This window comes from Tolypothrix sp. VBCCA 56010, from assembly GCF_050875635.1.
Lineage (GTDB): Bacteria > Cyanobacteriota > Cyanobacteriia > Cyanobacteriales > Nostocaceae > Hassallia.
Genome location: NZ_JBPAOH010000102.1, coordinates 1 through 21,619, shown reverse-complemented (window position 1 = coordinate 21,619; position 21,619 = coordinate 1). Strand labels below are relative to the sequence as shown.

General features: G+C 40.0%; 23 protein-coding genes. 9 read left to right on the top strand and 14 right to left on the bottom strand.

The window, feature by feature from the left end; translation table 11 throughout:
• Positions 1-25: 25 nt before the first annotated feature.
• From AABK37_RS27540 to AABK37_RS27510, 7 genes are all read right to left on the bottom strand, one after another.
• Positions 26-325 carry a type II toxin-antitoxin system VapC family toxin gene (locus AABK37_RS27540; RefSeq protein ID WP_432554688.1) on the bottom strand — a complete coding sequence of 100 codons (300 nt, stop codon included), beginning with the start codon at positions 323-325 and terminating at the stop codon, positions 26-28.
• Positions 306-473, bottom strand: coding sequence for a hypothetical protein (locus AABK37_RS27535; protein WP_432554687.1), 168 nt, complete (start codon positions 471-473; stop codon positions 306-308). Before AABK37_RS27535 ends, AABK37_RS27540 begins: the two co-directional genes overlap by 20 nt.
• Positions 461-691, bottom strand: a complete 231-nt coding sequence (locus tag AABK37_RS27530) for a hypothetical protein (protein WP_432554686.1) — start codon at positions 689-691, stop codon at positions 461-463. The genes AABK37_RS27535 and AABK37_RS27530 overlap by 13 nt, the downstream gene beginning before the upstream one ends.
• A 203-nt stretch (positions 692-894) precedes the next feature.
• Positions 895-1,122 (bottom strand): hypothetical protein, encoded by a 228-nt coding sequence (locus AABK37_RS27525; RefSeq protein ID WP_432554685.1) that lies wholly within the window; start codon positions 1,120-1,122, stop codon positions 895-897.
• Entirely contained in the window at positions 1,112-1,531 is a 420-nt protein-coding gene (locus AABK37_RS27520) for a hypothetical protein (protein WP_432554684.1), read from the bottom strand. Before AABK37_RS27520 ends, AABK37_RS27525 begins: the two co-directional genes overlap by 11 nt.
• 125 nt (positions 1,532-1,656) lie before the next feature.
• Complete coding sequence (locus AABK37_RS27515) at positions 1,657-2,841, bottom strand: hypothetical protein (protein ID WP_432554683.1); 1,185 nt, start codon at positions 2,839-2,841, stop codon at positions 1,657-1,659.
• 190 nt (positions 2,842-3,031) lie between these two features.
• Positions 3,032-4,111 carry a hypothetical protein gene (locus AABK37_RS27510; protein WP_432554682.1) on the bottom strand — a complete coding sequence of 360 codons (1,080 nt, stop codon included), beginning with the start codon at positions 4,109-4,111 and terminating at the stop codon, positions 3,032-3,034.
• A gap of 269 nt (positions 4,112-4,380) precedes the next feature.
• On the opposite strand from AABK37_RS27510, the gene mnmH reads away from it, so the two are divergent.
• On the top strand, positions 4,381-5,451 hold the full coding sequence (mnmH, locus tag AABK37_RS27505; protein WP_432554696.1) for a tRNA 2-selenouridine(34) synthase MnmH: 1,071 nt from the start codon (positions 4,381-4,383) through the stop codon (positions 5,449-5,451).
• Positions 5,452-5,517: 66 nt separating this feature from the next.
• Here mnmH and AABK37_RS27500 read toward each other — a convergent pair whose 3' ends face one another.
• Positions 5,518-6,378, bottom strand: a complete 861-nt coding sequence (locus AABK37_RS27500; RefSeq protein WP_432554681.1) for a prohibitin family protein — start codon at positions 6,376-6,378, stop codon at positions 5,518-5,520.
• A gap of 136 nt (positions 6,379-6,514) precedes the next feature.
• Between AABK37_RS27500 and nfi the strand changes: the two genes are divergently transcribed.
• The 3 genes from nfi to AABK37_RS27485 all read left to right on the top strand — a co-directional run bounded on the left by nfi (position 6,515) and on the right by AABK37_RS27485 (position 11,375).
• Positions 6,515-7,180, top strand: a complete 666-nt coding sequence (gene nfi, locus AABK37_RS27495; protein ID WP_039753033.1) for a deoxyribonuclease V — start codon at positions 6,515-6,517, stop codon at positions 7,178-7,180.
• Between the two features lie 239 nt (positions 7,181-7,419).
• On the top strand, positions 7,420-8,706 hold the full coding sequence (locus tag AABK37_RS27490) for an RNA-guided endonuclease InsQ/TnpB family protein (RefSeq protein ID WP_432554680.1): 1,287 nt from the start codon (positions 7,420-7,422) through the stop codon (positions 8,704-8,706).
• Positions 8,707-9,095: 389 nt separating this feature from the next.
• Positions 9,096-11,375, top strand: a complete 2,280-nt coding sequence (locus tag AABK37_RS27485) for an amylo-alpha-1,6-glucosidase (RefSeq protein ID WP_432554679.1) — start codon at positions 9,096-9,098, stop codon at positions 11,373-11,375.
• 74 nt (positions 11,376-11,449) lie between these two features.
• Here AABK37_RS27485 and AABK37_RS27480 read toward each other — a convergent pair whose 3' ends face one another.
• Positions 11,450-11,767, bottom strand: coding sequence for a DUF2973 domain-containing protein (locus tag AABK37_RS27480; protein ID WP_039753035.1), 318 nt, complete (start codon positions 11,765-11,767; stop codon positions 11,450-11,452).
• 331 nt (positions 11,768-12,098) lie between these two features.
• Entirely contained in the window at positions 12,099-12,416 is a 318-nt protein-coding gene (locus AABK37_RS27475) for a DUF2605 domain-containing protein (RefSeq protein WP_432554678.1), read from the bottom strand.
• A 600-nt stretch (positions 12,417-13,016) separates the two neighbouring features.
• Here AABK37_RS27475 and thrS point away from each other — a divergent pair.
• Positions 13,017-14,864: a threonine--tRNA ligase gene (thrS, locus tag AABK37_RS27470; protein WP_432554677.1), complete on the top strand. Its 1,848-nt coding sequence runs from the start codon at positions 13,017-13,019 to the stop codon at positions 14,862-14,864.
• 93 nt (positions 14,865-14,957) lie between these two features.
• Here the strand turns inward: thrS and AABK37_RS27465 are convergent, their stop codons facing one another.
• Positions 14,958-15,197, bottom strand: coding sequence for a hypothetical protein (locus AABK37_RS27465; protein ID WP_432554676.1), 240 nt, complete (start codon positions 15,195-15,197; stop codon positions 14,958-14,960).
• A gap of 57 nt (positions 15,198-15,254) precedes the next feature.
• Positions 15,255-15,623 (bottom strand): hypothetical protein, encoded by a 369-nt coding sequence (locus AABK37_RS27460; RefSeq protein ID WP_432554675.1) that lies wholly within the window; start codon positions 15,621-15,623, stop codon positions 15,255-15,257.
• A gap of 293 nt (positions 15,624-15,916) precedes the next feature.
• On the opposite strand from AABK37_RS27460, the gene AABK37_RS27455 reads away from it, so the two are divergent.
• From AABK37_RS27455 to AABK37_RS27440, 4 genes are all read left to right on the top strand, one after another.
• Positions 15,917-16,627, top strand: coding sequence for a Uma2 family endonuclease (locus tag AABK37_RS27455; protein ID WP_432554674.1), 711 nt, complete (start codon positions 15,917-15,919; stop codon positions 16,625-16,627).
• Positions 16,628-16,745: 118 nt separating this feature from the next.
• Complete coding sequence (locus AABK37_RS27450; protein ID WP_432554673.1) at positions 16,746-17,381, top strand: hypothetical protein; 636 nt, start codon at positions 16,746-16,748, stop codon at positions 17,379-17,381.
• Positions 17,382-17,588: 207 nt separating this feature from the next.
• The gene (locus AABK37_RS27445) at positions 17,589-18,914 is read left to right on the top strand and encodes a hypothetical protein (protein ID WP_432554672.1); all 1,326 of its coding nucleotides are present in this window, start codon (positions 17,589-17,591) and stop codon (positions 18,912-18,914) included.
• A 138-nt stretch (positions 18,915-19,052) separates the two neighbouring features.
• Positions 19,053-19,718: a hypothetical protein gene (locus tag AABK37_RS27440; protein ID WP_432554671.1), complete on the top strand. Its 666-nt coding sequence runs from the start codon at positions 19,053-19,055 to the stop codon at positions 19,716-19,718.
• A 106-nt stretch (positions 19,719-19,824) separates the two neighbouring features.
• Here the strand turns inward: AABK37_RS27440 and pnuC are convergent, their stop codons facing one another.
• Both pnuC and AABK37_RS27430 read right to left on the bottom strand, forming a co-directional pair.
• A complete protein-coding gene (gene pnuC / locus AABK37_RS27435) occupies positions 19,825-20,421 on the bottom strand; it encodes a nicotinamide riboside transporter PnuC (RefSeq protein WP_432554670.1) in 597 nt (198 codons plus the stop codon).
• A gap of 46 nt (positions 20,422-20,467) precedes the next feature.
• Complete coding sequence (locus AABK37_RS27430; protein ID WP_432554669.1) at positions 20,468-21,553, bottom strand: AAA family ATPase; 1,086 nt, start codon at positions 21,551-21,553, stop codon at positions 20,468-20,470.
• Between the last annotated feature and the right edge of the window lie 66 nt (positions 21,554-21,619).

Sequence of the window (21,619 nt, the reverse complement as noted above, 5' to 3'; positions counted from 1 at the left end):
AATCGCTTCTCTTCTAGTATGTTAGCTACAAAGAAGTAATTTGAGACAGCAAAACTACTGTTAATCCAGGAACATTTTGAAAGCGCTGGTCATTAGTTACAAAGGTGGAACATTGAGTCAACAATGCTGTTGCTGCATGGATAGCATCCGGTAATTTGATGTTAACGCTGGCACGAAGTCGAGCAGCTTCAATTAATACATCACGGTTGACAGTAATTACTGTTAAATATTGTGAGCTACTGATAAGCTCTTTGTATGTTGTTTGTTTAGCTAAGTCTTGATTTTGGAACGGTTTGACCAATGCCTCAGAAGCGTGACAGTTCACTGGTTACAGCACTCAAATTACCCCGATCAATACTTTGAAATAACTGGGTTAAATCGTGGATGAACGCTGGATATCCTTCTAAGGCATAGATCCAGATGTTGGTATCAAGATAAACTCGGTTGCCTTGAATAGCATCTAGGATTCCCATGTATCTCGTTCTTGGCTAATAAACTTATCCACTTCTTCTGGTGTAGCAAAACTGCCTTTCGCGCTGCCAATAAAACTGGTTAAAGACTTTTTAGATTGCTGGGTGGGTGATATAAGTACTATAATTTCCACAGTTGCCCCAGTTGGAAGTTCTGGAGAACAGATTTGTACTACACCACCAGGTTTTACTATCGCTTTTTGTCTGAGTCCCTTAAGCATGATTTTTCATCCTGATTAATCTAGGAATATCGTCTTGCACAACAATAGCTAAGAGCAAGGGTGATACCTGCGGCACGAGAGTGCGCGTTCGCGCTCACAAATTTTATCTAAACTCATTATGATTGATTTTTTTCAAGTTCATAGTTATTCATATTTAAAGTATTTTTTAATATCAAAAAAATAACATCTTTTTAAATGTCGTTTTAAACATAATAAGCAGTCAACACAATACTTTTATTGGGACTGTAGATAGATTCAAGTCTAGGATAATTATCGTGTGACCACCATACTTTTACTCTCCCACCTTGCGCGGGTGCGGTTCCCACTTCAAAATATCCAGCATTAATCATCAGTTTTTCAAACTCGCTTGTCGATAACGTTTTACTGGTAAATGCTGCTAAACCCTGTATTATATGTTTATCAAGCGTCATAGCTATCTTGATAACTTGTAAATATTTTGTATCCTGGTAAAACTATCCCGATACCTGTAGAACTGTGAATTTTACCAGGATATTTGTATGGGTTATCATCGGGTATTGCACCACCAATTCTAATAGTGAAATATGGACACCAAAAATAAAATCCTGGTATCAGCAAGTCCATACTGTAGGCGATGACTCTTAGATTTTCTCTTCTGGCAAATATGTTTTTTACCACTTGCTCGTAAGGTATTTTGGGTTCGTTTATAGCCGACCTTATGGCTTTGATATCTGCTTCGTCTTCCATATTTTCGATATGTTGTAAAAATGCGAGAATATTATCTAAATCTGTATCGTAAGCTTGGTTTAGCAGTACGTTAATAGCCTTGATTATTTCTTCTCTCTCACGGTCACTTTTCATGTTTAGACCTCTTCAATTATTTCAAATATTTGATTTTGTACTAGGAATACCGCCTTGCACAACAATAGCCCAGAGTAAGAGCGATCGCACTTGTTTTTTTTAGCTGAGGAAAAAGAGCGAATAGCTTACTTACCACCTACAGCATTTTTTTGAGCGTAACTTAGATTACGCTGATACTCTACAATTTTTTGCTGGGCTACTGCATAATTATGGCTGTCAGATGAAACAGCATTCATGAGTGTTATTGCTTCTTGCCACTTACTTTCAACTGCCTTCCATTCATCTTGAGATTTAGCTAATTGGGTTAAATTTGCTGCACTAATTGCTTTATTTACACCCTCTCTAAAAGTATCAGATTGAAGCGATAAAGCAGGTACTTGAGAATTTACTGGAGAAGGTGTGACAACACCATTTCTAGAAACTACTTTTTGTTGAAGCTGATACCTCATAAGTTCTGGTAATTTGGAAAATAAATATATTATTATAGCAATTAAGGGAATAAAAAGAATTAGCAACAGTTTTTTAGCGAAATTTTGAGTTTTTCTTTGACTGTGTTCATCTGGTATTGTATGTAATGGCTTTGTTCTTCCTTTTTTCATTACTGTTAAACCCATATCCCCTCGCAATCTATCAAGCTCTACATCTCTATCATCTCTATAAGCCTTACGTTTTGATTGATATTTTTGCAATTTATATTTTAGGTGGGGAATTAAACGTTTTCTAACTAAGTACTCAGCTTGGTAAAGATATACCGCACTAACAAACCAAATTGCAAACCAAGGTTTACTTACGAAATCATTCTTTTCAATTCTGTTAAAAATTATTTTAAAAGCCCGTCCAGTTATACTTCCTGCACATCTATTTATTTGTTCTGCTGTTTCATATGAGAATTTACAACTTAAAAAACCTAATCCAGCAAAAATAGCTATAATTAACAGAAATGATAATCCCATTACAACTGTGGCATAGCAACCTTCCCATAAGCTTTTTAAACGAGGTATCCATTTAGGTAAACTATTTGATGAATGTTGCTGCTGCCAAATAAACCAGAAAAAGTGATAAATAAATGATAAAATAATAGTTGGTATTAATAAGCCAAATACCACAGACAATATAAATAGAGCAAGGCTGTTTCCTATAGCAGATATAATAGCTAGTCCAAATCCAAAGACTATTAAACGTGCGCCAGGAAAAGCTATCGGAACTAAAATAATCGCCCTGAATAACGAACTAGGGTAAGGAAACCATGCAGACCATTGGAACTTTTGCAGCTTTTGCTTACCAAGCTTAGGCATATTCGGCTGTGTCATAACCAATAAAAGTGAAAACCTGAAAATTAATTCTCCATTCTCAGGATTCCCATTTTAAAGACGCGATTAACATTGTCTATATTTTTAGTTAATCACACCCTTTATTACGTATATTCACTCAAAAGTCTGGAAGTCCGCGCAGGCGGACTTCGTTCTTATAGCCGCGATTTTAATCGTCGGGAAATAAATGTTACTTACTTCCAGCGCTTTGCTTTGCAAAATCCAAATAAACCTGATACTGTGTAACTTTTTGCTGAGACAATGCATAATCAGGACTTGAAGATGGCACAGAATTCATCAAAAATATCGCTTCTTTCCACATATTCTCAACCATCTTCCATTCATCTTGAGATTCTGCAACCCTAGCTAGTTTTGCTGCACTTTTACCTTTGCTAAGTCCTTTCTCAAAAGTATCATCCTCAAGAGATTTAGCATTAACTGGTGTAGCTTCCGAAGACACCGATAATCTAAATTGTTCTGCTAAATTCGCAGTTTGTTGAACTTCTGGTAATTTGGCAAACAAATATATCCATGCAGCCACCAAAGGAATCAAAATAATTGTAAATATTCTCTTTGGTGATTTACCATGCTTGGCAATAAAGCTCAAAAAAGTTGGCTTTTTAGCTGGTAACTCTTCAGTTGTTTGCATCTGGGTTGAAATAGTTTCATCTCCCGTGCTATCAGTCTCAATTTGGGAAGATGCATCCAACTTGGTATTTTCTGCTGTATTATCAACAGAATCACCATAAACCAAGCGACACTTAAATAAATACCCAATCTGGTAAATTAAAGCCGCATTAATCAGCCACACTACAGCAAAGATTGTTTGTATGTTTCTGTCAATGAAACTGTAGTTGGTAATGATTTTCTCGTAGCTGAGATTAAATAAAGGTAGAAAAGGGGTACAAAACAACGTTGCGGCTAAAGTTGACAACAATAATACAAGCCAACTATATAAACTTTCCCACCAACTGATTATTCCTGGAACAAAACCTTGAATTTTGCTGATTTTTTCGCCGGGAATTGCGGAAATAAAGCGACTGAGAAAAAAGTGATGCAAAAAGGCGATCGCCGGAATTGGTAGTATAAGTAACAAAATCAGCCAGATGATAAATTGTTCCGGTCTGTTTGACCATCTAGCCAGATTCAACAACAATTCACTATTGCGTCTAATAGTATTGACAAATGCAGTCATCAGCACAAATAACATTAAAGCACTTAACCAGGAATTAGGATAAGGAAACCATATAGGTAATCCAAACTTTTTCATATGACACATCCTCCGCTTCATTTAAATTAATGGTTAGGTAAATTCAAGCGATGCGATCGCGCGCGAGTCAGCTTAGACATCGCCATTTTCACGTCTATTCGGCTGTATCATAACAAACTAAAAATCTCACATAAACGATTAAATAATACCTCTCGCCCAACAACCAATCAATCGCAGCTTTCTTTACAATTGCACTCATTCGCCATATCCCATCATCCCGCTTAAAAGTTATGGGAGTGCCACAATTGAGAAAGATAGGTTTGACTGCAATGACACCTTCACCTACATATACCCAACAGCCTTGGTCTGAATCTTATAGTGAAATAATTGATGTTCGTTCAAAGAGCGAATTTGCCGAAGACCACATCCCCAAAGCAATCAATTTACCAGTGCTGAATGATGACGAACGTGCTGAAGTGGGAACGATATATAAACAAATCAACCCCTTCACCGCTCGGAAAATCGGGGCTGCTTTAGTATCAAAAAACATCTCCCAACATCTAACAGAATACTTTGCCACAAAAGATAAAAACTACCGTCCTCTAGTCTACTGCTGGCGCGGTGGACAGCGTTCTGGTAGCATGGCTTCGGTGCTATCGCAAATTGGTTGGCGAGTCACATTACTCGAAGGTGGTTACAAAACTTATCGCGCCTATGTCCGCCAGCAAATCGAAGATTTGCCACAAAAATTTACTTATCAGGTACTGTGCGGTCTTACTGGTAGTGGTAAAACACGTATCTTACAGCAGATGCGCTTAACTCGTGGCGCTCAAGTTTTAGATTTAGAAGCTTTAGCCAACCATCGCGGTTCTCTGCTGGGGGAAGAATGGCAAGGAAAAGTTTCGCCTCAACCTTCACAAAAATACTTTGAATCTTTGCTACTAGAACAGTTACAAAACTTTAATCCGCATCAACCAGTGTGGGTAGAATCAGAAAGCCAAAAAATTGGCAATATTTATTTACCCCAATTTTTATGGGAAAAAATGAAACAGGCTAACTGTGTAGAAATTCAAATACCGATAGCTGCTAGAGTAAAATTTCTCTTAGAAGAATATCCGCATTTCGTGGATCGTGCCGATATTTTAAAATGGAGGCTGGAAAAGTTTAAGTCTCGTTATGGTTGGGATAAATTATGTCAGTGGTATCAATTAATTGACACCGGAAATTGGGAATCATTTGTGCAAGATATATTGCAATACCACTATGACCCTACCTATAGACAGTCAATAAAACGGGACTTTACCAAAGGCGATCGCGTGCTATCTATACCAAATTTATCTGATAGCAGTATTGATACTTTATTGGATTCTTTGTTGCCTAATTCTCTAGCATTAACGTGACAATTCTATTACCCCTTTCCAATGCAAGGAGAGGGGTGAGGGTAAAATTATTTGCATCTGTACGTCTTATTTCTGTTTTTGCTGCGAAGACATAGTAGCATTATTAGTCGAAGTAGCAGTTGTAATATTAATCATTGGTAATTTACCATCACCAGTCATCACCATCGGAAACTTACCATCCCATTTTTCTATCGCTTGCTTCTGTAAAAATGCTGGTGTTAATGTTTTTTCTTGTAATTTTTGCGCTTCTGCTTCTCCCTTAGCGCGGTTGATATTTGCTTGAGCTTCTTGTGCTGCTTTATCAGCATTAAATTCTGCAAGTCTAGCTTGTTGTTCTGCTATTTGTCTGGCTTCCACAGCTTTGCTAAACTCTTCTGGGAAAGCGAAATTTATTATAGATACATCATCGACAATTACACCATAAGGCGCTAGACGATTTTTAAGTTGTGTATCAAGTTCTGCTTTTATTTCCGCCCTTTCGGTAATAATTTCTTCTGTGGTTTTTTGAGAAATTGCTGCTTTCAAAACTTCGGAAACAGCGGGAGCGATGATTGTTGTAATGATTTGTTGCTCATCTCCAATTTTTTGATAAACTTTATTTACTCGCGTCGGGTCAATGTTCCAGTTAACAGCGATTTCTGCTGTCATTTTCTGAAGGTCTTTGGAAGTAGCATCAGCTTTCAAACTACTATTTTGAATGCGAATGCTGATGTTTTTCACTGATGTGACAATTGGTGTAATCGGGTGAATACCTTCATCAAAAACTCTATCTTGAACTTTGCCAAATTGCATCACAACTCCTCGTTCACCTGCATTCACGATGCTAAAGGGACGAAAAATAATTGCTAAAACTAATAAAACTATTCCGCCGACAAGGTACAATGCGTGATGATGATTATTAGTATTATTGTTTCTCAAACTTTCCATATTTTCTCTGCTAAATTGAGTGATATAGTTTTGCTTTAGTGTCAGGCGAAAAAGATTTTTCCATCAGTAACATCAGTAAAAACACTCTTGCGGATAACGATTTCGGAAAAAACTTTAAACTCAAACTTATTTAAACATGAAAATTTATCAACGTCATGCTTGGCAACTAACACTCTCTGAAGCTATAGCTATCCAAGAACAGCTGCAAGCTGAGGTAATTACCGAAGATAAATTTAAAGAACCAGTTCAGTATGTTGCTGGGGTAGACATGGGTTTTGAAGCAGACGGGACAATTAGTCGGGCAGCAGTAGCGGTACTCAGTTTTCCCGATTTGCAGGTGATCGAGACAAGTTTAGCGTATCGTCCGACAACATTTCCTTACATTCCTGGTTTCCTCTCATTTCGCGAAATTCCGGCTGTACTCGACGCTTTAGAAAAGATTACTACAATACCAGACATTATTCTCTGCGATGGTCAGGGAATTGCCCATCCTCGCAGATTTGGCATAGCTTGTCATTTGGGTGTACTTGTGGATATACCGACAATTGGTGTAGCAAAATCCTTGCTGGTTGGCAAGCATGAAATATTACCAGAAACAAGAGGCAGTTGGCAACCACTTATACATAAGGGTGAAACGATTGGCGCCGTTTTGCGATCGCGCACCAAAGTCAAACCACTATATATCTCCAGCGGTCATCGCGTTAGTCTACCAACGGCTATTGACTATGTATTGCGCTGCACGCCAAAATATCGACTGCCAGAAACTACTCGCATTGCTGATAAATTAGCTTCTAACAGATAAAGCGATCGCAAATTCCCAATTCAGAAATAAATCAAAAATCGGATTTTTCGCCACAAAGCAGACAATTTTCGGATTTTTTGTTATAAGGGGGTAGGTTGAAAACCCTTCGGCTTTAGCCAAGGGATGAAAACCACTTTCAGGCAGGATTAATCAAGCGCCGTGTTGCTATCTTTTTGGTATTTTCACACAGTTTATGCTATTTATGCTAGCATAAAAATGTATTTGGTTGGTCGAGCCAAATGATAATTTACGAGTTTAAATGCAAAGGAAAAGATAAGCAGTATAAGGCAATTGATGATGCCATTCGTACTTCGCAATTCATCCAGAACAAATGTTTACGCTACTGGATGGATAACAAGGACAAGAAAGTTGACAAGTACGCTTTGAACAAACATTGCGCTGTACTGGCTACGGAATTCATGATTGCTGATGAACTCAATTCAATGGCTAGACAATCTGCGGCTGAACGTGCTTGGAGCGCGATAGCTCGGTTTTACGATAACTGCAAGAAAAAAGTTAAGGGTAAAAAAGGTTTTCCGAAATTCAAAAAGTACTGCCGTTCCGTTGAATACAAGACCAGCGGCTGGGCACTTTCAAATAATAGCAAAACCATAACCTTTAGGGACAAAAAGGGAATAGGAACCTTGAAATTAAAGGGAACCTATGACCTTAACTATTACGACATCAAACAGATTAAGCGTGTCCGTTTAGTACGTCGTGCTGACGGGTACTACGTTCAATTTGCGATTGATATTGACCTGAAAGTTGAGACACAACGCCACATGCTACAACGCGGGGAACCCGCGCAACGCAGTGGCTTACCGACAGGGCAAGTAGTAGGTATTGACTTGGGTTTAAAGTACTTCATTGCTGATAACAAAGGCAATGTAGAACCATCACCCAAGTTTTACCGTAAGTCTGAGAAACAGTTAAACCGCGCTAATCGTAAAAAGTCCAAGAAGTACGATAAAGCCAGGAAGAAAGCCAAAAAACCACAATCAACCAACTACCAAAAAGCTAGAAATCGATATGCCCGTAAGCATCTGAGAGTAAGTAGGCAACGAAAAGAGTATTGCAAGAGACTGGCATACTCCGTCATCCAATCTAACGATTTGGTAGCTTATGAAGACTTAAATGTGAAGGGCTTGCTACGTAATCGACATCTAGCTAAGTCAATATCTGATGTTGGCTGGTCAACTTTTCGAGCTTGGTTAGAATATTTTGGACACAAGTACGGGAAGGTAACAGTTGCTGTTCCTCCTTACAATACAAGCCAAAATTGTTCTAACTGTGGTAATAAAGTTAAAAAGTCTTTGTCCACCAGAACTCATGTTTGCCCTCATTGCGGCTATGTGGCGGACAGAGACATGAATGCATCCATCAACATCTTAAAATTAGGACTCAGTACCGTGGGGCACACGGGAACTTACGCTTGGGGAGATTTGCCCTCTTGGGCGGTTGGCGCGAGCCTGCTGTCTAATGGCGAGTCAGGGAACCAAGAATCCCCTGGCTTTTTACGGGAATGAGCGCTTTGCGCTTGGGTTCACGTAGCCAGGGGAGTGTCAAAACATCAATGAATATAAAAAAAGCTTCATGCAATCCGGATCGCCGAACCGAGAGCAAAAGCCGTTAATTTTCAACGCAGGCTAAATAGTCTCTGTTCCTTATGTTTTCTCAGTTACAGCCTTTCATAAATTAAGTAAAAATTCTTATTTTTTCGCTTGAGATTTGCCTTTACAAAAATTTTAAAAAATATACAATTATAAAGATTTAATGATATAGCTTTTGTGCATGTCCTTTTGTCTGCCGTATATGAGTATCATTTTTGCTCAATGGCTCAAATAAATTTTGAAAGCGTCTTTTTTGCAGACGCTGCTAGAACCACCACATAAACCTGTACACGGAAATTTGCCTAATGACACCGGATAAGCAGTTCTTCGCTGATAAAATTTCGCTAGACGGAAAAACTTTTGTACATGCCGAACAAATACCTATCCCAGAGTGGGCTTGTGTAGTAACGCAAAGACCACAACCGACACTTACTGTTAAAGATGATGATTTATTTTTCGTCACAGACACTATCGGCAATATATCTGGTTGTTCGCTCAACGATAGCAACCCGAGTATGGGACTGTTTTGCTCTGATACGAGATTTCTCAGCCGATTGGAGTTGCAGATTGAAGGGCGATCGCCTGTTCTCCTCAGCAGTACCGCTGACAAAGGATTTTCACTTTCAGTTTTGTGTACAAATCCCAGAATTGATGATCGCCTAAATGCCGACACTGTAGGAATTCGCCGCGAACTTGTCCTCAACGGCGCACTATTTGAAGAAATAGAAGTGGCTAATTATAGCACAACTACCGTTACTTTTGAACTAACTATCAGCTTTGATGCGGATTTTGTCGATTTATTTGAAGTGCGGGGCTATGACAGACAGAAACGCGGTAAACTTTTGCGCCTAGTAGACCCAACAACTGAGGAAGCAATACTAACAAATGATGGCGTTTCGCCGATACAGACAACAGCCACACCAGAAATGTTGACACTAGCCTATCAAGGTCTAGATGGCTCAATCATGGAATCGCGCATTCAATTCCAGCATCGAATTCCCGATTATTTCAAAGGTTACACGGCGGTTTGGCGGTTTGAATTGGCTTCCCACGAAACCCAAAAACTGGGTTATCGGGTCAACATGTTAACAAACAACAAATCTAGCTCTACTGTAAGTGCCCCTGCCACCCTAGGGCAAGCAAAAGCCGCTGAGGTGATGGAAGAGCAGCACTGGGGACAACAAATTACCCGAATTCGCTCGGATAAAAGCTTGTTTAATCGAGTCATCGAACGAGCGGAACAAGATATGTATTTGTTACGGCAGTCTTTTGGCAAGCATAAAACTGTTTCCGCCGGTGTGCCGTGGTTTTCTTCACTATTTGGGCGGGATTCGCTGATTACAGCTTACCAAAGCTTAATGTTAAATCCGCAAATCGCCAAAGAAACTCTTTTTCTTTTAGCCGCGTACCAAGGTAAAAGTGAAGATGATTGGCGTGAAGAGGAACCGGGTAAGATTTTACACGAGTTGCGATTGGGAGAAATGGCGCGTTGTCAAGAAATTCCCCACACGCCGTATTACGGTACTGTTGATGCTACTCCTCTGTGGCTGATGTTGTATGCTGAATACTACACTTGGACTCACGATCAAGAAACTTTAGAGCAACTTTGGTCACACGCTCTAGCAGCAATGGAGTGGATCGATCGCAATACTAAAGAAACTAGCTACTTGAGCTACTATTGTAAATCTAAACGCGGTCTTGCTAACCAAGGCTGGAAAGATTCTGGTGATTGTATTGTAGACCGCAAGGGAGAATTAGCAAGCGGACCAATTGCCCTTTGTGAAGTGCAAGCTTATGTGTACGCTGCGAAAATGCGTCTGGCAGAAATTGCCAGGATGAAAAAGCGGCTTGATTTGGCTGACCGCTGGCAAGAAGAAGCAAGAAACCTGAAAGTTCGTTTCAATCGAGATTTCTGGATGGAAGACGAAGATTTCTGCGCTCTTGCTTTGGATGGAGACGGTAAGCATGTAGATAGCATTACCTCAAATCCCGGTCATTGTCTGCTTTTAGGCATTTTCACCCCAGAAAAAGCTTATAGTGTGGCAGAGCGGTTGCGGGCACCGGATATGTTTAATGGTTGGGGCATTCGCACCCTAAGTAGTTTGTCACCAGCTTACAATCCGATGGGGTATCATATTGGTTCAGTTTGGCCCCACGACAATGCGTTCATTGCAATGGGTTTGCGATCGCTTGGTTTAATCGATCAAGCTTTAGAATTGTACCAAGGCTTGATCGATATGACTAGCCAGCAGCCCTACCACCGTCCCCCAGAACTTTTATGCGGCTATGAACGTAACGGTGATAACGCACCCGTGCAATATCCTGTCGCTTGTACTCCTCAAGCTTGGGCTACTGGCAGTATCTTTCAATTACTGCAAATGATGGTCAACTTGGTGCCTGATGCTCAAAATAACTGCTTGCGAATCATTGACCCCGCTTTGCCAGAGTCGATTAATCGTTTGTCGTTCCACAATTTGCGCGTTGGTGGTACCGTTCTCGATTTAGAATTTGAACGCTCTGGTAACACCACTGCTTGTCGCGTCGCCAAAAAACGCGGTAATCTCCGCGTAGTTATCGAAGCGTAATTTAGTACAGACGCGATATATCGCGTCTCTACAAGTACAGACGCTTTGGTTCAGGAGCGTCTCTACCTAACTATTTAACCTTCTTCCTTCTCACTCTTTTGTCCTGGAGAAGCTTCATAAAGAGCGTCTAATTGTTGGCGAGCATCTTCAACGTTGACTGAACGCATTACCAATAGAGGTTCTTTAATTAAATTTCCGGAACTGTCTAATAACTCTGGATGAGGTATAAATTGTTTTCTTGATGACATATATGCCGAGTTTCCCTGCCCCATTGACGACCTGGAATAAGTTCTATCTGTGTCAAAACTGAACATCACCAGGTTGCGAATTAAGTTGGCAACGGCTATAAAAGCAAGGATGGTAAAAGCAAGAATGTAAAGTAGGTGTAACATCGGTTTTTCCTCTAGGTGCTGCGGTTTTAAAAATTTATGTTGTCGTTTTGGGCGGGGAAACCCCACCCCTACTTTGTTTTGGGTGGGGAAACCCCACCCCTACTTTGTTTTGCCGATACTGGGACTCCAGGGTAAAGCGAATACTTAACGGACATAAGTGTGCGCTTATGTCGATGTGAGACAATTTTTTTAACTGTCAGTCAATGTTAAGTATCATAAAATACAATATTTTCTTAATTCAAAGGATTTGAACGATTTTGTAGTATCTCTTCGACTTATATACCGTTTTGCTATTGCCAAGCAGTTTAGCAAAGTTCTCATCTAAAAAACATTAAACTTCTCGATCTTGACGGAAGCGCATCGCCACTTGCCAACATTCTGTAACTAATTTATGCCAAGGCATTAAGGTTTCCATCTCAATGCCGACTTGTCCATCAGTTGCAGCAAACAGCATTTTCGCCGTGTTCACTTTGTCTTGAGCCTGCTTGACTCGCAACAGTAGATCCGATTGCTCCTGGTGACTCATAAATGAGAGCTGCTCAGTTTCCAGTAATTCACGCGATCGCGTAAACCAATACTGAAAATCTTCCAACAACGGCTGCAATACCGTCTTCAACAACTCTGGCTCTGGTAAGTTTGAGTCTCGCATAAATCAGAGGCATATTTCTAACTTGCTTACTAATATTAACGTTATTTACATTTATTAACATTTTTCTTATTTCTGTCCCAAGACAGAAATAGTTAGAATTCTGTAAAAAACGTTACAATTTAATTATATAAGCTACACCGCATGTTTGTACAGTTCCGATAGATATAGCTGTACTTGCAGCATTAAGATAGATGCAGCTTAATAAAAAATTTATATTCAAGTTGAATTATGATAAATATGATATGATAGAAGGGTTTTGATATAAATTATGAAAACAGCTAATCATACCAGTAAAAAAAATTATCTTTCAGAATTTGCAGAGATCAACTGAAAGCGCTAATTTGAAAGATATATTTAATACTACTAAATAAATTAAAGAAATCTATAAAATAAAAATAATTTATATTACAGTTAACGTGCAACTATTGCGGTGCGGCAAAGTAACTAATCGCTCTTTTGATGTCAAAGAGCATCAAAAAGGAAATTGAGCCGTCGTGATAGCTTGAAACCTGACAAAGCAACAGAAAGTAGCCCTTGTTATATTTGGGTATAGTTTTGTCAACTTGAGCGATCGCAAGTCATCATATAATTACTTAGCCAATGGTTCAACAGCCGATGTCGCCACAATCATCTTCCAACCAAGCAGAACAACTCGAAAAAATGTACTTACCGCGTAGCAGCGAATCGGAAAATTTGCAAAAGATCCGCCACACAGCTTCTCATGTGATGGCAATGGCAGTACAAAAGCTGTTTCCCAAAGCGCAAGTTACAATTGGTCCTTGGATTGAAAACGGCTTTTATTACGATTTTGACAGTCCCGAACCATTTACCGACAAAGATTTGAAAGCCATCCAGAAAGAGATGGTGAAAATCATCAATCGGAAAATTCCCGTAATTCGCGAAGAAGTTAGCCGCGAAGAAGCCGAAAGCCGAATTCAGAAAATTAACGAACCTTACAAGTTAGAAATTCTCCAAGATATTAAATCCGAACCAATCACAATTTACCACCTGGGGAATGAATGGTGGGATTTGTGCGCGGGACCTCATGTAGAAAACACCGCCGATTTAAATCCGAAAGCGATCGAATTAGAAAGCGTTGCCGGCGCTTATTGGCGTGGAGATGAAACCAAAGCGCAATTACAACGCATTTACGCCACCGCTTGGGAAACTCCAGAACAACTTGCCGAATACAAGCGACGCAAAGAAGAAGCGCAACGCCGAGATCATCGTAAATTAGGTAAAGAACTGGGATTATTTGTATTTTCCGATTTAGTCGGACCTGGTTTACCTTTGTGGACACCCAAAGGAACTTTATTACGGACTCTTCTACAAGACTTTCTGCAACAACAACAGCTAAAACGCGGTTATTTACCTGTGGTAACGCCCCACATCGGTAGAGTAGATTTATTTAAAGTCTCCGGACACTGGCAGAAGTATAAAGAAGATTTGTTTCCGATGATGGCGGAGGATGAGAAAGCCGCAGCAGATGAGCAAGGCTTTGTTCTCAAAGCGATGAATTGTCCTTTCCACATTCAAATATATAAGAGTGAGTTGCACTCTTACCGAGAATTACCGATACGCCTTGCGGAATTTGGTACCGTTTACCGCTACGAGCAATCTGGGGAATTAGGCGGTTTAACCAGAGTACGCGGCTTTACTCAGGATGATGCTCATATATTTGTTACGCCAGAACAGTTAGACAGCGAATTCCTCAACGTAGTGGATTTGATTCTGTCAGTGATTAAGACTTTGAAATTAGATCAGAATTTCAAAGCGCGTCTCAGTTTCCACGATCCAGCCTCAGATAAGTACATTGGTGACGAAGAAGCTTGGAATAAAGCTGAAAGTGCGATTCGTCGTGCTGTGGAAACTTTGGGGATGGAACACTTTGAGGGAATTGGCGAAGCGGCGTTTTATGGTCCCAAACTAGATTTTATTGTCAAGGATGCTTTGGATAGAGAGTGGCAGCTCGGAACGGTGCAAGTAGATTATATCTTGCCAGAACGCTTTGATTTAGAATATGTTGCCGAAGATGGTTCTCGCAAACGTCCGGTAATGATTCACCGTGCGCCTTTTGGTTCTTTGGAACGGCTAATTGGTATTTTGATTGAAGAATACGCGGGAGATTTCCCGTTGTGGTTGGCACCAGTGCAAGCTCGATTGTTGCCGGTGAGTGATGAGTTTCTACCTTTTACTAAAGAGGTAGCAGCAAAAATGCAAGCTTTGAGTATCCGTGCAGAAGTCGATTTGAGTGGCGATCGCTTGGGTAAACTCATCCGCAATGCTGAGAAACAAAAAATACCCGTGATGGCGGTAGTCGGAGCGAAAGAAGTTGAAAGTAACAGCTTAAGTATTCGTACACGCGCTTCAGGGGAGTTGGGAAGTATACCTGTAGATGAGGTGATGGAGAAGATGAAGCAAGCGATCGCTAACTTCGAGAACTTTTAAGTATACTTTTGAGAAGGAACAACACCCACACGAAGAGCCTATCCAGACGCATACTCAGCAGTTCGTGGATAGGCTTTCAATCTGTCGGGTGCCTCAGGATGCCCAGCATGTCTTTTCAGGGAACGATCCTTTTTTCCAGTGTTGTCGAACCTTTGTTGCTGCCATTTGGTAAAATGCCTGCGAGTTATTAACAGGTATTTCCTGAAGTTGCTCGACTTCTCCACTGGATTTATCTAGCCACAAAGATCCAAGATGATCTTCGTGCGGACCAAAGCGATAAATAACGCTCTTCTCATCCTCCTTCTCTTTTAAAATCAATACATAAAAAGCCATAAATACATTTGTCGTCTGCAAGTGTTTGATACTTCAGTTTTAACTCATTATCTTAGACTATAATTGTGCTAGTGGATTCCATATGCGACCAGAGCGTTCAGTTGCCTCATGAGCAGTGCGGTAATCAGTGTGGAATATTGCCTCAAACCGCGATTCAAAGTATTCATGTTCAAGTAGGCGCAAATCCTCAGCGTTATGTTGACCTTGGCGCAACCTAATCCAAGCATCAGCTATCTCTGGATGGGGGTCAAATAATCTAAGTCCGTCATCTAATTCGTGTTGACGATAGAACAGGTGATCTTTGATCCGTTGAATACGAAACTCTAACCAACCAGTGTTCTCAGCAATCTCTTGCACATCATCAGCATTACGAATAGCATCATATGCTCCAGGAGCATATTCCTCCCAGCGTTGTAAATCATTCATTTTAATAAATTTAAATATAAATCAAAAATATATAAATCTATACTATCATTCTTTCTTAAGTACGTAAATAAAGAAAATATCAAGGAATAATTAAAAATATCATAAGTTGAGAAATAATGTAGGGTGTGTTAGCGCTTCTCGTAACGCACCTTCGTATGATCGAATAAACGAACCACAGAGGCACAGAGTTCACAGAGGAATGAGAAGAGAGAGAATTTTTACGTAAGTCTTATATTTGCAGAAAACGCGATTAAATTTATCATTCAGTTATCCCCTCAAATTAATGGCTAATTATGACTAGCCTCGTACCCAAATCTGAATCAACTGATATTTTTTATCCAAGTTCGGATGGTGAACCTTTGGCAGAAACTTCTGTTCATGCTGATGCAATAATTAACACCGTTGTTGCCTTGCGTCAGTATCTTGCAGGACAATCGGCTATTGTTTTGGCAGATCAGTTTCTCTACTACGCTCAAGGTTATCCTCGATTGAGGGTGGCTCCAGATGTAATGGTAATTTATAATGTTGCACTTGGGGCTAGAGATAATTACAAGATTTGGGAAGAAGGACAAGTACCATTAGTCATTTTTGAAATGACTTCTCAGGGAACTAGAGAGCAAGATATAAGTTTCAAAAAAACTCTCTACGAACAGTTAGGAGTACTGGAGTACTGGTTATTTGACCCTAAAGGAGAGTGGATTCCCGAACAACTGCGGGGTTATCGTTTAATTAGACAAGAGTATGAGCTAATTACAGATAAGCGAAGTGAGGCTTTGCAACTGCGATTAGAGATTGAAGAGCAATTAATTGCTTTTTATAAACAGGATACAGGAGAGAAGTTATTGGCTCCTGGGGAGTTAGTAGAAGCGCTACAGCAGGAAATTTTAGCACGAGAACAGGCGCAAGAGCGAGCAAAACAAGCTGAGGAGCGAGCAAAACAAGCTGAGTTACAGGTGGAAAGGTTAAAAGAACAGTTGCGTAGACGCGAAGCGGCTTGTCGTTAGACATCGCTTGGTGTCGATCCTGATACTGTAAATAACTTGTAAAGAAGAGCGATCGCTCTTTTAACGTGGGGTAATTTTGCTCTTTAACCAAGAAAATGCGGAATCGTTAATCTTATAGATGAAGTTAAATAAACTAATTTTATCTTGTTTACCTCAACAAATGGAAAAGTTACACTTTCTCGGAGCTAGCTTATTTTTGACGATGGTAACTTTCGCGGCTAGTGCGTCACAAGCATCTAATATTAATCAAAATCAAATTTCCTTCTCGTCTGGAAATCAAGTCGAGGTTGCTCAAACTAAAGCAAAATTTAAACCAGATGCAGATAATCCTAATTACCTGCGAGACTATAACTTTTCTACGCCACTTCCTCAAACAGGTAAGCTGACTATTCGACGCACTCTGCGTGAGTTTAAGCAAAACAAAATGTTTAAGGCTTGTCCTGCTAATTCAGAATTATATGCTTTTGCAGAAAGTACAAACTATCAAGTAGAAATTTGTACTAAAGAACATACTCTTAAACAACCAAAATATTATTTAAGCCGTGCCAAAAACGGTAGTAGTAGTCTTACAATTAAAAGCAATAACGAAGACGCAGCATATCAATTAGTTTTTGAGAATAATGGATATACTTACTCGATTTATCGAGATGGTGGTGGTCCTGATAATCTTATCAATGCATATTTAGAGGTAACACGACCCGATGGCAAAACTTTTGGCGAAGCGTTGATTTACCTATATGAACGATCGCAGTAAATCTTGACTTTTCACAAAACCAATAACTTTTCAAGCGAGATTGTTAGCGAATATCTCGCTTCGGGCATTATTGGCATAATTTAGCACATTTGCAGCAATCTTATCTCGTAAATATGAAACGCATCTCCAAAATAAGAGCGATCGCTCTTCTGCGGAAATTCTCTCACAAGCTATAATTTAACATCTATTTGAGCGAGAAATTTACTTGTGGATCTAATATTACGAGCGCACGAATTAAAACTAGCCTTAATCGATTTCGTCCTTGACGCAGAAGACGAACTTGCAACAGCGCTGGAAACCTATGCAGCAGAACAATCCCGTCGTGGTTCGGGTGATAGCAAACAGCAAGATTTCATCATTGACAGTTTTGCGATAGAGGGGAAAGTCGGTGATAAAACACCGCTTGATTTGTTTTTAGACAGTCATCCCGATTTACCAGATGCAGAACGCAACTTGATTCGCAGTTGGCATCGGAGTTTTATTGGCTTGTTTGCTGTAGTTCAAATTTTACCTGATGGCTTTGAATTGGTAAATTGGCTAACAGATAAACACTATATTGTCAAGGCAAATGCAATAACAATTCAAGAAATGTCGCGGTTTAAAGTAGGAGAAATTTTCCTGACTCGAATTGCTCCTTTAAGCGATACTGAATGGATGTTTTTTAGTTCTTATACACTCTTGGGTAAATTAGGTAAACCAAAATTAGCAGTAGCAATTGGTAATTTCAAAGATAACTACAAGAATAATCTTTACGGAGATGCCCCAGATTTATTAGAAGAAGCTTGGTTATCAGTCGAAAAATATCATCAGGAATTTGTTGACTTTTTTGGTAGCGATGAAATCACACTGCCGGGATATCAACTTAATAAAAAAATCGTTGAATTCCAAGAGTTAATGACTGAGAAACGCTTGGCAGAAGCAGGCATTGATACTTCTAAATCTTTAGCTGAAGCCGCTGAAGCCGCAGGAATTGACGAAGAGGAAATCAAAGCGGCAGCGGAAGAGTTGGGTGCTGACTCCAAAGTAGTTTCTCAGGTATTTAACAATAAATCTGCCAATAATAAAATGGTAATGCCGAAAGTTGATTTACCTGCGGAACTAAAGAAAGCAGAACAGGTAACGGCACTTTCTCACCCACGTTGGGGACAAATGTTTTTACCAACATACGGTAAAATGAAGGCAATTTTATCAGCTGATGTGCAAAATATTGAAGGTTCAGAAAAACTAATTCGTTACTTCCTAGAAGATAAAAGTATTAATGCTTTCGTTTGGTATCGGTTAGCTGAACAGTACCCAACTCAATTAGAAAAGGTGTTGCAAACTTATTTACATCGTCCGGATTTTCGTTTGTCAAGTGATTTGAAGCCGCTTTTGCAAGAATTCAACAAACCGATTGAGCCAGAGTTACCAGAAATTGCTAGTGTACCTTTACATCTGCATAATTTGTTTCAAGAAGCTTTGGCAGATGTGAATAAATCTAAGTCTAAGGATAAAGGGAAAAAGCCGGCAGCAAAGGGCTTTCAACGAAGTTAAGATGTGAGTATAAGCACTCGTGTGTGCTTATACTCACATCTTGCACCAACGTGTTAATACAGTTACCAACTTTTTGATTGACACAAAAGGAACGAACTTGATAGAATCTCTAGGAAATTACACGTAAAATTTATCTTAATGAAAAAGCAGGATTGTGCTGTTTGGTTAGGTGGAGTGGTATTTATCGGTCTTTCTCCCTTTGTGATTGTGGCTGGACAAAGACCTGCATCGGCTGCCTGTCCGATACCCGACTCCGTTTCAGATAAAGATACTATTATTACGTCGTTTCTTAACTCAGAATGTACAAAACAGACCCTGACGCAAGATACAACTTATTATCGCTATTACAATGATGATAATACTTATCGCTTTGGTAGATTTTTAACAACTAATTTTTATGACAGTAGTAATGGTAAAACTACATTAGATGCCATTCGAGAGTTGGCTCTAGCTCAATACTTCGGACCTCCTCCAAATTTAGCGCAATTGAGAGAAAGAGTAACTCTACCCGCAGGCTTGGATGTCTATGTCGGTGTTGCCGGACCTCAATCTCCTAAAGCTTGCTACCCAGGTGGTGCCACACAAACCTTTATAGAAAATACAAGAACTACAGGTATCTCATTTATTTTTGATGGCAATGTACCTGATGGAGGTTCCTTGCCCGCAAATTGCTATACTGCTGGGAAATCTATTCCCGAACCCTCTCCTCTTTTTGGCATAGGTGCGATCGCTATATTCGGTTTGGCTACTATCTTTAATCCCGCTTTCACAAAGTCGAAAATTAAACAGATAGCTAACGGTTAGTAGTTGTCGGTTGGGTTGAACGATAGTGAGTCCAGTCCCCATCTGGCTGTAAGCCAAGATGGGGAACTGGCGAACCCGAAGGGTGAAAACCCAACAAATAAAAGGCTTAGGCTTTTCGCATTTTAGCTGCCTTGCGCCAAGAAACCAATCCATTAATTGCCATAAAAAGCAGAATCACATAAAGCAATGAAATAAATTTAACTTCTTTAGCGTAGTACAGCCCAATTCCGATAATGTCAACTATAATCCAGTAATACCAGCTTTCAATGTACTTTTGTGCCATGAGTCCCATTGCGGTAAAACTCATAACTGTTGTGATTGCATCCAGATATGGATAAGATGCTGGCTGTTGAAAGATGGTAGGGAGTAACAGATGAACCCGACTCATAACTGTACCCAAAGCGATCGCCACCACGATAGTAACTACCGCAGTCAGTAGGAATTTGCCATGTGGACAATATCGCACATCCAATACCTTGCCCGTATCGGGTTGGGGTGTACTCCATCGCCACCAGCCATACACGCTAACGAAAAGATAGTATACTTGCTCTAAGGCATCAGAATACAAGCGAATTTGGTAAAAAAGTGCCATATAAAGTAACACACTAACGATACCAACAGCCCAAGTAAGTATTTCTCTTTTGGAAATTAGCCAAACTGACCATAGGTAGAGAATTGTTCCCAAGAGTTCAATGTAGCTCATGGGATATCCTATAAGCCTAAAGGCGACGTTGTTTACGCTCCAAAATTCAAACATTCGTATAGGGTGATAACAATTCCAGAAGATTGCTGTATTTCCGGTACTGTGATAAAACTCTTTTTACAACTTGAATTCTAGTATCTAGGCTGCCTCGCAATTGAAAAAATGGAACTTTTCGGAGAATTAGATCGCTAAGGATAATTTTCTGAAATATATTTCGATTTGTCTCCCCAGAGCGATCCCAGGTATCATGATAAGGAATATCTGTCTCACAAACAAATACTAAATCGTAGCTCAAAGCTGCCTGATTTGCCAAATCTACCAGAGTTGGAGCGACGCTATTATGATAGTACAGCGAGAAGTGATAAGTCGTAATCGCATTCGTATCTGTGAACAAGTAGTGATTTGCTTGTTGCTTCATGGCTTCTTCGCGTTCTAGATGCCCAAATGCAATCTCTACAAGTTGTTCAAGCGAGAGTCTTCGTTCGAGCTGATGGGTTTCCCAATACTCACGTCCATATTCTGGCATCCAAACGGTGTTGTACTCCTGCGCTAATTGGGAAGCAATCGTAGTTTTGCCCGTTGAAGGGGCACCTAAGAAAACTACATTGGTAATGAGGTCACAATACACCAGGGGATGTAAATATTTCCGAAATTTAAAGGGATCTTTTCTGACTTCGGTTCCTGAGATCGGGACTTTTTGGCGATCGCAATCCACAAGCCGATTGATCGCTCCCAAAGCCTCGCTCATATGTTTTCCATAAAATTCACTACTGTAGAAATGAGTGATTTTCTGCGATTTCAATCGCCCTAGAATATAATCCTCATGCTTTTTTTTGATCTCAGGTGTATCTCCAACAACGCTTGGACCGTCCCAAGCCTCAATTATCTGAATCGTTGGATAAATTTTTCGCAGCCAGTTAGCCCGAATTGTTAAAGGAACCTCAGTAACCTCTGGGCAATCGTAAATTATCACAACTACTTCATCCATCTCTGCTAAGGCAGTTTCAATAACAAGTTGATGACCTTTGTGGAGAGGTGCAAATTTACCTAGTGTCAGACCCCGCTTACCCATGATTGTTTTAGAATTTGCTGTGTCAGTTATAATTTCGTAGGATAAACCCGGACAAACCATGTCATCCTCTTACTCTTTTATCGTTTCAACGGGTGATGTCGGCATCTTTAACCCTCCACGACCAGA

Coding starts and splice junctions, on each gene's coding strand:
- AABK37_RS27440 (WP_432554671.1), top strand. CDS start 19,053: ATGAAAAAGCAGGATTGTGCTGTTTGGTTAGGTGGAGTGGTATTTATC.
- AABK37_RS27475 (WP_432554678.1), bottom strand. CDS start 12,416: ATGCGAGACTCAAACTTACCAGAGCCAGAGTTGTTGAAGACGGTATTG.
- AABK37_RS27480 (WP_039753035.1), bottom strand. CDS start 11,767: ATGTTACACCTACTTTACATTCTTGCTTTTACCATCCTTGCTTTTATA.
- mnmH (WP_432554696.1), top strand. CDS start 4,381: ATGACACCTTCACCTACATATACCCAACAGCCTTGGTCTGAATCTTAT.
- AABK37_RS27450 (WP_432554673.1), top strand. CDS start 16,746: ATGAAGTTAAATAAACTAATTTTATCTTGTTTACCTCAACAAATGGAA.
- AABK37_RS27525 (WP_432554685.1), bottom strand. CDS start 1,122: ATGACGCTTGATAAACATATAATACAGGGTTTAGCAGCATTTACCAGT.
- AABK37_RS27510 (WP_432554682.1), bottom strand. CDS start 4,111: ATGAAAAAGTTTGGATTACCTATATGGTTTCCTTATCCTAATTCCTGG.
- AABK37_RS27455 (WP_432554674.1), top strand. CDS start 15,917: ATGACTAGCCTCGTACCCAAATCTGAATCAACTGATATTTTTTATCCA.
- AABK37_RS27520 (WP_432554684.1), bottom strand. CDS start 1,531: ATGAAAAGTGACCGTGAGAGAGAAGAAATAATCAAGGCTATTAACGTA.
- AABK37_RS27535 (WP_432554687.1), bottom strand. CDS start 473: ATGGGAATCCTAGATGCTATTCAAGGCAACCGAGTTTATCTTGATACC.
- AABK37_RS27500 (WP_432554681.1), bottom strand. CDS start 6,378: ATGGAAAGTTTGAGAAACAATAATACTAATAATCATCATCACGCATTG.
- AABK37_RS27485 (WP_432554679.1), top strand. CDS start 9,096: ATGACACCGGATAAGCAGTTCTTCGCTGATAAAATTTCGCTAGACGGA.
- AABK37_RS27490 (WP_432554680.1), top strand. CDS start 7,420: ATGATAATTTACGAGTTTAAATGCAAAGGAAAAGATAAGCAGTATAAG.
- nfi (WP_039753033.1), top strand. CDS start 6,515: ATGAAAATTTATCAACGTCATGCTTGGCAACTAACACTCTCTGAAGCT.
- AABK37_RS27465 (WP_432554676.1), bottom strand. CDS start 15,197: ATGGCTTTTTATGTATTGATTTTAAAAGAGAAGGAGGATGAGAAGAGC.
- AABK37_RS27530 (WP_432554686.1), bottom strand. CDS start 691: ATGCTTAAGGGACTCAGACAAAAAGCGATAGTAAAACCTGGTGGTGTA.
- pnuC (WP_432554670.1), bottom strand. CDS start 20,421: ATGAGCTACATTGAACTCTTGGGAACAATTCTCTACCTATGGTCAGTT.
- AABK37_RS27460 (WP_432554675.1), bottom strand. CDS start 15,623: ATGAATGATTTACAACGCTGGGAGGAATATGCTCCTGGAGCATATGAT.
- thrS (WP_432554677.1), top strand. CDS start 13,017: ATGGTTCAACAGCCGATGTCGCCACAATCATCTTCCAACCAAGCAGAA.
- AABK37_RS27430 (WP_432554669.1), bottom strand. CDS start 21,553: ATGGTTTGTCCGGGTTTATCCTACGAAATTATAACTGACACAGCAAAT.
- AABK37_RS27515 (WP_432554683.1), bottom strand. CDS start 2,841: ATGACACAGCCGAATATGCCTAAGCTTGGTAAGCAAAAGCTGCAAAAG.